The organism is Telluria sp. AC161 (assembly GCF_979258535.1).
In genome coordinates, this window is the sequence record NZ_OZ409861.1 from 3,120,039 (window position 1) to 3,132,690 (window position 12,652).

Annotated in this window: 8 protein-coding genes; 3 read left to right on the forward strand and 5 right to left on the reverse strand. The window is 65.3% G+C overall.

Going from position 1 to position 12,652, the window contains the following annotated elements; all coding sequences use genetic code 11:
- Positions 1-11 precede the first annotated feature (11 nt).
- Positions 12-1,793, reverse strand: a complete 1,782-nt coding sequence (locus tag ACZ0AJ_RS13975; protein WP_499455108.1) for a glycoside hydrolase family 16 protein — start codon at positions 1,791-1,793, stop codon at positions 12-14.
- 342 nt (positions 1,794-2,135) lie between these two features.
- A complete protein-coding gene (locus ACZ0AJ_RS13980; RefSeq protein WP_332531443.1) occupies positions 2,136-2,648 on the reverse strand; it encodes a gluconokinase in 513 nt (170 codons plus the stop codon).
- A 251-nt stretch (positions 2,649-2,899) separates the two neighbouring features.
- On the opposite strand from ACZ0AJ_RS13980, the gene cynS reads away from it, so the two are divergent.
- Positions 2,900-3,349: a cyanase gene (gene cynS / locus ACZ0AJ_RS13985; RefSeq protein WP_499455110.1), complete on the forward strand. Its 450-nt coding sequence runs from the start codon at positions 2,900-2,902 to the stop codon at positions 3,347-3,349.
- A gap of 6 nt (positions 3,350-3,355) precedes the next feature.
- Here cynS and gntR read toward each other — a convergent pair whose 3' ends face one another.
- A complete protein-coding gene (gene gntR, locus ACZ0AJ_RS13990) occupies positions 3,356-4,384 on the reverse strand; it encodes an HTH-type transcriptional regulator GntR (RefSeq protein WP_499455111.1) in 1,029 nt (342 codons plus the stop codon).
- Positions 4,385-4,672: 288 nt separating this feature from the next.
- Entirely contained in the window at positions 4,673-7,864 is a 3,192-nt protein-coding gene (locus ACZ0AJ_RS13995) for an error-prone DNA polymerase (RefSeq protein ID WP_499455113.1), read from the reverse strand.
- 208 nt (positions 7,865-8,072) lie between these two features.
- On the opposite strand from ACZ0AJ_RS13995, the gene ACZ0AJ_RS14000 reads away from it, so the two are divergent.
- Together ACZ0AJ_RS14000 and ACZ0AJ_RS14005 are read left to right on the forward strand one after the other, a co-directional pair.
- Complete coding sequence (locus ACZ0AJ_RS14000; RefSeq protein ID WP_499455139.1) at positions 8,073-10,478, forward strand: TonB-dependent receptor plug domain-containing protein; 2,406 nt, start codon at positions 8,073-8,075, stop codon at positions 10,476-10,478.
- A gap of 127 nt (positions 10,479-10,605) precedes the next feature.
- Positions 10,606-11,337 carry a hypothetical protein gene (locus ACZ0AJ_RS14005; RefSeq protein ID WP_499455117.1) on the forward strand — a complete coding sequence of 244 codons (732 nt, stop codon included), beginning with the start codon at positions 10,606-10,608 and terminating at the stop codon, positions 11,335-11,337.
- A 92-nt stretch (positions 11,338-11,429) separates the two neighbouring features.
- Here ACZ0AJ_RS14005 and ACZ0AJ_RS14010 read toward each other — a convergent pair whose 3' ends face one another.
- Positions 11,430-12,560 (reverse strand): branched-chain amino acid ABC transporter substrate-binding protein, encoded by a 1,131-nt coding sequence (locus ACZ0AJ_RS14010; RefSeq protein ID WP_499455119.1) that lies wholly within the window; start codon positions 12,558-12,560, stop codon positions 11,430-11,432.
- Positions 12,561-12,652 lie beyond the last annotated feature (92 nt).

The following is a 12,652-nucleotide window of genomic DNA, read 5'->3' on the forward strand; positions in this document are numbered from 1 at the left end:
GCCGGCAAGGCTTATTTCATGGTGAACGTCTGTGGCGCCGTGTCGACTGCAAAGTTACGCGCGGTGTCCCAGTACGTGAAGGTATAGCGCACGACATCGCCCGCCTTGAGTCCACCGGCCGTGAAGGTGTTCACGCCGCTGCGCAGCAACATGCGCACGTTCTCCTGCGCGCCGCCATTGACGGTGTAATGCACGTCGGCCCAGCCTTTGGTCATGGTGCGAAATTCCAGCGTCGTGGCCCCCGCCTGGCTTGCCGACGTCGTTGCGACTTGCGTCAGCATCCTGGTGGCCACATTGCCGCCCGCCTTCCACACGATATCGTCGATCGCGAACTGGAAACTGGAGGACGGCAGGCTGCCATCGATACTGGAGATCATGAAGACATCGAAGATCGACTGCGCCGCCACCAGGGGACCGAGCAGCGTCGAGACGGGGATCGAGGCCTGCGCCCATTGCCCGTTGCGCACCAGGCCATACGCGGTGGTATTGGCCGGGAAGTTGACCCAGTTCTGGTTGGTGTAGGTGTCGCCCACGCCAATCCGGAAGCCCACGTTGGCCGGAATCTTGATGCGGAAATTGACGACGCCATTGGCCCGGTACGCACTCAGGTTGCGCGCCTGACGCGCCTGGATGCCGCCACCGAACCACTGGCCCGGCGAGGTGTAGTTCCAGGCGATGACGTTGCTGCCTTCATATGGCGCCGTGTTGCCAGCGCCGGTGGAGGCGGTATTCCACAGGTAGATGTCGGCGTTCGAGCCAGGCACCAGCTTGGCGTCGACCGCCGTGTTGTCGGTGAACACGCCGAACTTGCCGGCGACTTCGGGCGCGGTCTGGTCGCCCAGCTTGACCTGCCCCTTGCCATCGAGCTGGTACACGCGCACGTAGTCGACATACATCGTACCCGGCAGCGGCGCCGTGACCTGGCTGGCATTGGCAGCATCGGTGAAATTGCCGCCCACGGCCATGTTCAGCAGCAGGTAGAACGGCGCCTGCAGCGCGCTCGAATTGACCGCCAGCGGCGCGTTGTACAGATCGTGCTCCACGCCGTTGTCGACGACCGAGAAGCGCATCTGGCTCTCGGTCCAGTAGAACCGGTAGGTAACGAAGCGGTTTGCCAGCGACGTGGCCGACACGTGCCAGTTATCGGTCTGCCACGCGGTCGATGCGGCGCAGCTCTCGTTGCCGGGCACGCAGGCGGCCTGCTGCCAGGTGATCACGTTCGCGCCGACGAAATGGTTGGACGACGGCGCCCCACCCTCGGCCCGCACCGCGGCCTTGTGCCCCATCTCCATGATATCGATCTCGCCGTTGCGCGGCCAGGTCTGGGGACTCACGCCCAGCATCCAGGCGGCCGGCCACAGGCCGGTGCCCAGGTTCGGCGTGGCCATGCGCACCTCGATCATCCCGTACTGCACCTGCACCTTGTTGCGGGTATCGAGCCGCGCCGACGTGAACAGATTGCTGCCCACCGTCTGGCTGCGCGCCTGGATCGCCAGCGCGCGCGTGCCCGATTCGAACGGCACGTTGGCAATGCTGGCGTTGTTCGGGCTGTAGGTCTGCAGTTCGGCATTGCCGTAGCCGCACAAGCCGATCTGGCAACCGTTCCCATCCTGCAGGTTCCAGACGCCGGTATTCACGCTGGCGCCATTGAATTCTTCGGACCACAGCAGCTGGCCGATGACCGGGTTGGTGACGCTGGCGGTGGCTTGCGCGCTCCAGGCCAGCGCGAGGCCGGCGGCAAGCAGCTGGAAGGGCTTCCATTTGGAGCGATATTGCTGGGATAGGTGACTCACGTTGACTCCTCTTTTCTCACGACAAGAAAATGTGGCCGTGCCGGATTGCCGTGCCACACGCCGCCAACTTTGCGTTGGTCTCGAATGGTTTTAGTGCACAACACTGGATTGGAAACGTTTCCAAAACGATATGAAAAATATAGTCCGATTTTCGGAAGGCGTCAAACACATCTGCATTTGGCGTACCGATTACCCGACACGCATAGGGGGGATACCATTGTCAGCCGGACGACGACGGACATTCTGCTGATGGGAGATGCGTAGCGATGCCTTGCCCCGCTACGTCAGGGGGATCAGCGCGCTGACGTGGCGCCGGTCGTGAACGAGCCTGGGGCTGTTTGCCTAGGCGCGCGCGAGAATCTGCGCCACCAGCTGCGCCGGCGTGTCGCGGATGTCGAGTGTGATGCCCGCTTCGTCCGGCTGCAGCGGTTCGAGCGTTGCCAGCTGGCTGTCGAGAAGTGACGGCGGCATGTAGTGGCCGGGGCGATTGCTGACACGTTCGGCCAGCAGGCTGCGCTCGCCGGCCAGGTGCACGAAGCGCACGTCGCCGCCGGCGCCCCGCAGCAGGTCGCGGTAGCTGCGCTTGAGCGACGAGCATGACAGCACCGCCCCGCCCTCGCGCCGCGCCAGCAGGTCACGCAGCGTCACGAGCCAGTCGTGGCGGTCGTCGTCGGTCAGCGGCGTACCAGCCGACATGCGGGCGATGTTCACGTCGGAGTGATAGGCATCGCCCTCGATGAATTCCACGCCGAGCTGGTTGCCCAGGCGCGCGCCGATCTGGCTCTTGCCGCAGCCGCTCACGCCCATGATGACCCAGGCCGTTCCCTTGTTATCGCTCGTTGGTTCTGTCGTCATTGCCTTATGTTACCGCTAACAAATATACCGCGATTGTGCGCTCGCGGCCTGGAAATGTAAACCCGCCGACCGTGCACCCATTTCGGGCGGCTGCGCCCGCGCGGTGCGCATCCCGCAGGCTTCGTGGTGGCCTTTTGCCTGGCTTGGCGGCCTGGTCCATCTACGTCGCCTTCGACCTCCTGCATGGCACGCGCCTTGCTGAGGTAAAGCGTGACCACGTAGATCCCCACCACTTTCTGGAGCAGCCAAACATGATTTCATGCCGTGAAGATGTCACCAAACTGATCGTATCCGCGAAAGTCCGCAAGGGCATCAAATGGCGCGACGTGACCGAGGCCACGGGCCTGTCGAAGGAATGGACCACCGCCGCCTGCCTGGGCCAGATGACGCTGACCAAACCCCAGGCCGAAGCGGTCGGCAAAATGTTCGATCTGTCCGATGAAGCGATCGCCTGGCTGCAGATCGTGCCGTACAAAGGCTCGCTGCCGACGGCCGTGCCGACCGACCCACTGATCTACCGCTGGTATGAACTGGTCAGCGTGTACGGCACCACGATCAAGGAACTGATCCACGAAGAATTCGGCGATGGCATCATGAGCGCCATCGATTTTTCGATGGACATCCAGCGCACCGAAGACCCGAAAGGCGACCGCGTGAACGTGGTCTTGTCGGGCAAATTCCTGCCCTACAAAACCTACTGATCCCGCTCAGGCGCTCTCGCGGTCGCGCAGCGTGAAGCCAAGGTCGATGCGCCGCTCGGCCGGCTCTTCGCCCTTGATCACCTGCAGCAGCAGGCCCGCGGCTTCGAAGCCGATCTGGTAGCGCGGCGTGTCGACCGTCGTCAGTGACGGCATCATCCAGGCCGATGCGGGCAAGTCATTGAAGCCGCATACCGCGATGTCCTGCGGGATGCGGATGCCTTGCCGCTGGCAGTGGAACACGGCGCCGTGTGCCAGGTCGTCGTTGCAGCAAAAGACGGCGTCGCAGTCGGGCCGCAGCGCCATCAGCTGCGCCATCAGGCCGGCGCCAAGCGCGATCGTCGAGCGTTCGGGCACCATCAACTCCAGGCCAGGATCGGCCAGGCCCGCCGCCGCCATCGCGGCGCGGTAGCCATCGGCGCGGCGCAGCGTGCGCTCGTCGAGCTGGGCGCCGATGAAGCCGATGCGTGTGTAACCCTTGGCGATCAGGTGGCGCGTCATGGCCATGCCGGCCTCGTACTGCGAAAAGCCGACCGACAGCACGGCCGGATCATCGGACAGGTCCATCATGGCCACCGCCGGCACCTTCGATGCCGCCAGCATCTTGGCCACGGCGGGGCTGCGCACCTGGCTCGAGAACAGGATGCCGTCGGGGTTCGACTGCAGATAGGTGCGCAGCAGCTTTTCTTCTTCAAGCTGCGAATAATAGGTATTGCCGATCAGGAGCTGGTACTGGCCGGGGGCGACGGCGTCGTGGATGCCCTCGAGGACGGCAGTGAACACGGCGTTCGACAACGACGGCACCAGCACCACGATCACATGCGACTGCGACGAGGCCAGCGCCCGCGCGGCGCGATTGGGTACGTAACCCAGTTCGGCCACGGCCTGCTCGACCTTGCTGCGCGTGGCCTCGGACACCAGCTTCGGCTGGCTCAGTGCGCGCGAGGCCGTCATGATCGACACCCCGGCCATGCCCGCGACCTGCTCGAGCGTCGCACGCCCCGTCCCCCTGCCCCGGCTTCGGCTTGTCTTGTCCATGCTGTTCCCGTGATATTTACGCAATGACCATTCTATCAATGCGGCGGCCTGCCGCCACAGGAAAGTTGGCGACCAGAAGAAAAGCCAGGGTCAGGTCTGACATTCGGACACGAGCTCGACAGTCGAGCAGTCGGAACTAGCTGGCACAGAGCCATGGCCATACTGGGCAAGACACTTTTGGAAGGCGAAGGCTGAGGTTGTGTCCGAATGTCAGACCTGACCCCGGCTGTTTGGAAGTGGCTAAGGCTGGGGTCGTGTCCGAATGTCAGACCTGACCCCGGCTGTGCGTCAGCAGAAATCCCTGCTGCGCGTATCGAGCCCGCCGAGCAGGTGCGACAGATCCACCAGCCGCTTGGCGACCAGGTGGCGTACCTCGCCCTCGCGCTGCCAGACGCCGTAGACGCCGAGCAGCGGCGCGCTTAGCACCTCGCGCCGCTGCTGCTCTACCAGCGATGGCCACACGATCACGTTGACGTTGCCGGTTTCGTCTTCCAGCGTCAAAAACAGCACGCCCTTGGCCGTGCCGGGGCGCTGGCGCACCGTCACCAGGCCGCAGCCGCGCGCCAGCTGGCCGTTCTGGAAATCCATCAGCGTCGACGCGGGCAGGAAGCGCTGCGCCAGCAGGCGCTCGCGCAGCAGCGCCAGCGGATGGCGGCCCAGCGTGAGGCCCTGCGCGCGGTAGTCGCCCACGATCTCTTCGCCTTCGCTCGGCGCCGCCAGCACGGGCGCTTCTTCGCGCGGCACGGTCGGGCGCAGCAGATCCTTGTCGGGCGCCGCGCCGGAGGCTTCCCACAACGCCTCGCGCCGGTGCCCGGCCAGCGATTGCAGCGCGCCGGCCGCCGCCAGCACCTGCAGGTCGCTGCGGTCCAGGCCCGCGCGGCGCGCCAGGTCGGCCACATCGGCAAACGGCCGCACGGCGCGCGCCTGCTCGATGCGCTCGGCCGCGTCGACCTTCATCCCGCGCTGCAGCGACAGGCCGAGGCGCACCGCCGGCTGGCGCGTGCGCTCGTGCAGATCGTATTCTTCGAGCGCCGAATCCCAGCCGCTGACGGCGACATCCACTGGCCGCACCTCGATGCCATGGCGGCGCGCGTCCTGCACCAGTTGCGATGGGCTGTAAAAGCCCATCGGCTGGCTGTTGAGCAGCGCGCATAAAAACGCGGCCGGCTCGTGGCACTTGAGCCATGAACTGGCGTACGCCAGCAAGGCGAAGCTGGCCGCGTGCGACTCGGGAAAACCGTATTCGCCGAAGCCCTGGATCTGGCTGAAGATCGCTTCGGCAAACTCAAGCGTGTAGCCGCGTTCGAGCATGCCCGTCGTGATGCGCTCGTAATAGTGTTCCAGCCCGCCCTTGCGCTTCCAGGCCGCCATCGCGCGGCGCAGCTGGTCGGCCTCGCCAGGCGTGAAGCCCGCGCCCAGGATCGCCACCTGCATCACCTGTTCCTGGAAGATCGGCACGCCCAGTGTGCGCTCGAGCGCCACTTTCATCTCGGCGCTCGGATACACGACCGGCTCGAAGCCCTGGCGCCGTCGCAGATAGGGATGGACCATGCCGCCCTGGATCGGGCCGGGGCGCACCACGGCCACCTCGATCACCAGGTCATAGAAGACGCGCGGGCGCATCCGCGGCAGCATGCTCATTTGCGCGCGCGACTCGATCTGGAACACGCCCACCGTATCGGCCTGGCAGATCATGTCGTAGGTGGCCGTATCGTCGGCCGGGATGTCCTGCATCTCGAACACGTTGCCGTAGCGCTGGCCGACCAGCTCCAGCCCGCGCCGCATCATCGACAGCATGCCCAGCGCCAGCACGTCGACCTTCATCAGGCCCAGTTCCTCAAGGTCGTTCTTGTCCCACTGAATGACGCTGCGGTCGGCCATCGCCGCGTTCTCGATCGGCACCAGACGCGAGAGCTTGCCGCGCGCGATGACGAAGCCGCCCGGGTGCTGCGACAAATGGCGCGGGAAGTTCAGCAGCGACTGCGCGAGCGTGGCCCACTGGCGCGACAGCGGCGCCTCGGGATCCAGGCCGCTCTCGGCCAGGCGCCCCAGCAGGTCGGCGCGGCTGTCGAACCAGTGGTGGGTCTTGGCCACCTTCTCGACGATGCCAAGGTCGATCCCCAGCGCGCGGCCGCTGTCCCGCAGCGCGCTCTTGGGGCGGTAGCTGATCACCACCGCCGCCAGCGCCGCGCGATCGCGCCCGTATTTGTTGTAGATGTACTGGATGACTTCTTCGCGCCGCTGGTGCTCGAAGTCGACATCGATGTCGGGCGGCTCGTTGCGCTCGCGCGAGATGAAGCGCTCGAACAGCAGGCTGGCGCGGGCCGGATCGACCTCGGTGATGCCCAGGCAATAGCAGACGGCCGAATTGGCCGCCGAACCGCGGCCCTGGCACAGGATGTGCTGCGAGCGGGCGAAGCGCACGATGTCGTACACCGTCAAGAAGTAGTGCTCGTAACGCATCTCGGAAATCAGCGCCAGCTCGTGCTCGATCTGCGCCTGCACCTTGGCTGGGATGCCGTCGCGAAAACGCCGGTGCGCGCCGATCCAGGTTTCGGCGCGCAAAAAGCTCGCTGCCGTGTGGCCAGGCGGTACGACTTCGTCCGGGTATTCGTAGCGCAGCTCGTCGAGCGAGAATGTGCACAGGCGCGCCACGCGCACCGTTTCGGCCAGCACCTGGGGCGTGTACAGATTGGCCAGGCGCAGGCGCGAGCGCAGGTGCTGCTCGGCGTTCTGCGCCAGCCCGTAGCCGCAGTCGGCCACCGCCTTGTTCAGGCGCGTGGCGGTGAGCGTGTCCTGCAGTGGTTTGCGCGAGCGCACGTGCATGCACACGTGGCCCAGTGCCACGATCGGCAAGCCGTGCTGCCAGCCGACTTCTTCGACCGTGGCGCGGTGCGCATCGTCGAACGCGCGGTGCAGCGATGTCAGGCCCAGCCAGGCGCGGCCCGGGAAGGTCGTCGCCATCCACGCCGCCTGCGCGTGCAGGCGATCGACGTCCTGCGCCTCGTGCCCCGGATACGGCGGCAGCAGGATCGCCAAGCAATCGGGCATGTGGCGCAGGTGCGCGTTCTCCGGCGCCGGGTCGGCCAGGTCATCGGGCATCAACAGGTAGGTGCCCTTCTCGGCCCGCGTGCGCCCGAGCGTGATGAACTCGGACAGGTTGCCATAGCCCTCGCGGTTCTGCGCCAGCAGGATCAGTGACGGCGCCGGGCTGCCATCGGGGTTCTGCAAATGAAAATGCGCGCCGATGATGAGCGGCAGGCCGGCCTCCTTGGCCTCGGCATGTGCGCGCACGACGCCAGCCAGCGAGCATTCGTCAGTGATCCCCAGCGCGAAGTACCCGAGCTGCACCGCGCGCAGGACCAGTTCCTCGGCATGCGACGCCCCTTGCAGGAACGAGAAGTTCGACAGGCAGAACAACTCGGCATAGGGCGGCAGGGTTGTGGCTGCGGGGGGCTGGTTGGTCGGAGGCTGTATCACGCCGGGCTCATGTCAAATGACAAATACTGTATAAAAACACAGTATAGCCGACCTTTTTGACGGCAAGCGCGTTATTTACCGCAGGTAATTAATTATGCAAGCGACTTGATAATACAAAGTTATACAATCAGAACGTTGTGTTAATGCCACATTGCAACGGTAATCGAAGGATCCATTGATAGTATCCGAACATCCTTCGGAGAAACCAGTGCTCAAACTCAAAATCATGCCCCGTTCCGTGTTGGCCAGTCTGTATGGCAGCACCATTCTTGCTTCCCTTGCCCTCGCCCCTGGCGCAGTCCAGGCGCAAACCGCACCCGCCATCACCACCGACGCCGTCGTGCCGAGCGTGAGCGTCGTCGGCTCGCGCCGCGTTGGCGCTGCCTCCAGCACCGACACCCCAGTGGCCATCGACTTCATCCCGATGACCAAGGCGGCCGAACAAAGCGGCCAGTTCGACCTCGCGCAGGTGCTGAGCAACCTGTCGCCGTCGTTCAACTCGACGCGCCAGACCGGCGCCGACGGCGCCGACCTGATCGACTCGGCCGCCCTGCGCGGCCTGGGCTCAGACCAGACCCTGGTGCTCGTCAACGGCAAGCGCCGCCACACGGTCGCGCTGGTGAACCTGTTCGGCGCGCGCAACCGCGGCAACACCGGCACCGACATGAACGGCATTCCCGTGATGGCGATCCGCGAAGTGCAGGTGCTGCGCGATGGCGCCGCCGCCCAATACGGCTCGGACGCGATTGCCGGCGTGATCAACATCGACCTGAAGAAAAGCCTGGGCTGCGAATCGGTAGCCGGCTACGGCCAGTACACCGAGGGCGACGGCGAGAACTGGCAGGCATCGGCCTACTGCGGCGTGGCCCTCGGCGGCGGCGTGCTGGGCATCACCGGCGAATACTCGGACCGCGGCCGCTCCAACCGTTCCGAGCCCGGCAACCCGCGCATCATCGGCGACACCAAAGCCGACAACCAGACCATTTACCTGAACGGCGAATTCCCGGCCGGCGCGGGCGGCAAGTTCTACTTCACCGCCGGCGTGCAGCAGCGCGACGCGTCGTCGGCCGCCTTCGGCCGCGAAGGCCTGGGCTCCGAAGACATCCCGTCGCGCAATTCGGCCGCGATGTACCCGGACGGCTTCGTGCCGTTCATCAATGGCAAGGTCGATGACCGCTGGGGCACCGTCGGCTACCGCTGGACGGCAGGCGAATGGAATGCCGACCTGTCGCAAACCTACGGCTACAACCGCCTGAAGTACAACATCTCCAACACGCTCAACGCCTCGATCGCCAATCTGGATCTGCTGACCGGCGGCCAGGGCCGCAGCGCCGACCGCTTCTACGCGGGCGCGTTCTCGTTCCGCCAGGCGACCACCAACGCCGACATCAGCCGCTTCTACAGCGACGTATTCAAGGGCATGAACGTCGCGTTCGGCCTGGAGCACCGCCGCGAGAACTACAAGATCTTCGCCGGCGAAGTCGGTTCGTGGATCGACGCCGATGGTGTGGGCTTGGGGGGCAACGCCGGTAGTCAGGGCTTCCCGGGCTTCCAGCCGGGCGACGAAACCGATACCGACCGTCACAGCAACGCGGCCTACGTCGACATCGAAACCGACCTGACCGACCGCCTCAAGATCCAGACCGCGCTGCGCTACGAGCGCTACTCGGACTTCGGCTCGACTACCACCGGCAAGCTCGCCGCCGCCTATCGCCTGGCACCGGACCTGCTGCTGCGCGGCTCGGCCAGCACGGGCTTCCGCGCGCCGTCGCTGCAGCAGGCGTACTTCTCGTCGACCTTCACCGACTTCGTCAGCGGCCAGCCGCTGGACGTCGTTCTGGCGCCGAATGGTGGCCGCGTGGCCGCTGCCGCTGGCATCCCGCAACTGAAGGACGAAGAATCGAAGAGCTACACGCTGGGTCTGACCTGGTCGCCAACGCAGGCACTGTCGGTCACGGCCGACCTGTACCGCATCGACATCGATGACCGCATCGTGCTGTCGGGCCGCTTTGACGCCGACAATTACCCGGCGCTGGGCGCGACGCTGCAGCAGCTGGGCGTGGGCCAGGCGCAGTTCTTCGTCAACTCGGTCGACACCAAGACGCAGGGCCTGGACCTGACGGTCTCGCACCGCGCCAACGTGGCCGCGGGCCGCCTGACGACGTTCCTGGCCGCCAACTTCAGCAAGACCGAAGTGCAGCGCGTGAAAGCGCCAGCCGCACTGGCAGGCTTCGAAGACGTGCTGCTGTCCGAGCGCGAGCGCCTGTTCATCGAAGAAGGCGCGCCGCGCCGCAAGGCCACGCTGGGCTTCGACTACGTTCAGGGCAAGCTGGAAACCGCGCTGCGCGTGATCCACTTCGGTCCGCAAACGCTGGGCACGTTCTCGGGTCCACCGGTGCCGAACCAGAAGTACGAAGCCAAGACGTCGGCCGACCTGGCCTTCACGTGGGCCTTCACCGAGAAGACCCGCCTGACGGTGGGCGGCACCAACATCTTCGACGTCAAGCCAACCGTGCAGGATGCGAACGAGACCGACAACGGCTTCAAGTACGAGAGCGTGCAGTTCGGCCTGAATGGCGCGGCGCTGTTCGCGCGCCTGGCGCACCGGTTCTGATCTAATCTGGCTGCGCGGTGAAACAACGGCCTGCAAGCGATTGCAGGCCGTTTTTTATTGGCGCCGGCCGGGCGGGCACGCTGTGTCAGAATGGCGCCTGTCGTCCAAGCCCCTACCTGAAAGCACCATGCACAAACTGATTGCCGAATTGATGCGGCTGTATCTTCCCGCCGATGTGCTGCCGTCCGACATCCTCGCACTGCCGGTCAGCCTGACGGGCGGCGACGGCCAGACGCGCGCCATGATGATCCCGTTTCGCAAGACCAGGGGTGCCGACAGCGAAGCGCACTGGACGCGGCTGTGCGAAGTGGCCAATGCGCTGCAGACGACGCTCAAGCTGCCCGCGCCCGCAGTGAGCATCTCGGGCGGCGATGCGTATTATTTGTGGCTGTCGCTCGCGACGCCGGTGCCGGCCGAGCGCGCGCAGGCTTTTCTCGAGCGCCTGCGTGATGCGTATTTCCCCGAGGTCGAGCTGGCGCCGGACGCGGTGCGCGCGCCGGTCGCCCTGCCACCCTGCCTGCACCCGCGCACCGGCAAGTGGGCCGCCTTCATCCACCCGGGCATGGGCGCGTCATTTGCCGACGAACCGGGGCTGGACATGCAGCCGCCGCCGAACGGGCAGGTTGGATTCCTGGAGGGGTTGGAGAGTATCGATGCGGAGCAGTTCGAGCATGCGTGGCGGCTGCTCGAACCGACCGCGGTGAGTGCGCAGGTAGCTGCGCCCGCGCCCGTGCCTGCGGCTGCGTCTACACCTGCGCCGCCGGCAGGCTTGCTGCTGAAAGACGCGACGCTGGAAGACATCGTGCGCCACCTGCACGCGAAGAATATCGAGCCGACTTTCCGGCATTTAGTGGCGTAGGGTGGACGGGTTTCCCGTCCACGCGTTCAAACAGTCATCGCGATGTGGCTACGCCGGCTTGGTTTGAACGCGTGGACGGCGAGCCGTCCACCCTACTTGGTCACCGTGATCAAGGAGCGCTTGCCGCCCTTGAACCCATACAAGGTGATCGTCCCGTCACGCACATCGCCGCGCGCATCGAACGCCACCGGCCCGGTCACGCCCTTGTAATTGGCTTTGGCCAGGAATGGCAGGTATTTCGCCGGGACGGCCGATCCGGCCTTGACCATCGCGTCGGCCATGACCATCGTCGCGTCGTACGCATACGGCGCGTTGATCTGCACATCGATGCCGAAACGCTTCTTGTAGTCGGCGCGGAACTTGTCCATGCCGGCTTTGCCTTCACCGCGCACGCCGCCCGCTTCCGCGCACACGACCTGGCCGTCGACCATGGTGCCGCCGGAGAGCTTGAAGATCTCGTCCGAGCAGATGCCGTCGCCGCCCATCATGCGCACGTTCATGCCCAGCTGCTTCATCTGGCGCAGCATCGGGCCGGCCGTGGCGCTCAGGCCACCGAAGAAGACCATGTCCGGCTTGGTGGCGCGGATGCGGGTGACGATGGCGCTGAAGTCGGTCGCCTTGTCGTTGGTGAATTCGCGCGCGACGATCGTGCCGCCCTGCTGTTGCAGACTCCTGGAAAACTCCATCACCAGGCCCTGGCCGTAGGCCGTGCGGTCATCGACGACGGCCACGCGGCGCACCTTCATGGCGCCGGTCGCGTAACGGCCCAGGGCCTGGCCCAGCTGCACGTCGTTGGCAATCGTGCGAAACGCCGTATTGAAGCCCTGCTGCGTGTATTTCGGGCTGGTGCTCGATGGCGAAATCTGCGGGATGCCGCCGGTGTGATAGATCTTCGACGCAGGAATCGTGGTGCCCGACGTCTGGTGCCCGATCACGCCATTGACCTTGGCGTCGACCAGCTTCTGCGCCACGCTGGTGGCCTGTTTCGGGTCGCCCGCGTCGTCTTCGGCCACCAGCTGGAACGTCACCTTACGACCGGCGATCGTGGTGCCGCGCGCGTTGAGGTGTTCGATCGCCATGCGCGTGGCGTTTTCGGTGTCCTTGCCAAAGTAGGCCACCGGCCCGGTGATCCCGGCCACGTGGCCGATCTTGACGATGTCCTGGCTTGACGCCAGACCGGCCGTTGCCGCCAGTACGCTGGCGACCAATATGTTTTTGTTCATGGGTTTCCCGGTATGCAAACAGGCGGACAAAAAGCCGCCAAACCGGTTATTTTACCGTGAGTATGCACACCGCGCCGGCGTGACAATTGACG

Bases quoted from the DNA above. Each gene is read 5' to 3' on its own strand.
- ACZ0AJ_RS13980 (WP_332531443.1), bottom strand. From the start codon at position 2,648: ATGACGACAGAACCAACGAGCGATAACAAGGGAACGGCCTGGGTCATC.
- cynS (WP_499455110.1), top strand. From the start codon at position 2,900: ATGATTTCATGCCGTGAAGATGTCACCAAACTGATCGTATCCGCGAAA.
- gntR (WP_499455111.1), bottom strand. From the start codon at position 4,384: ATGGACAAGACAAGCCGAAGCCGGGGCAGGGGGACGGGGCGTGCGACG.
- ACZ0AJ_RS14005 (WP_499455117.1), top strand. From the start codon at position 10,606: ATGCACAAACTGATTGCCGAATTGATGCGGCTGTATCTTCCCGCCGAT.
- ACZ0AJ_RS14010 (WP_499455119.1), bottom strand. From the start codon at position 12,560: ATGAACAAAAACATATTGGTCGCCAGCGTACTGGCGGCAACGGCCGGT.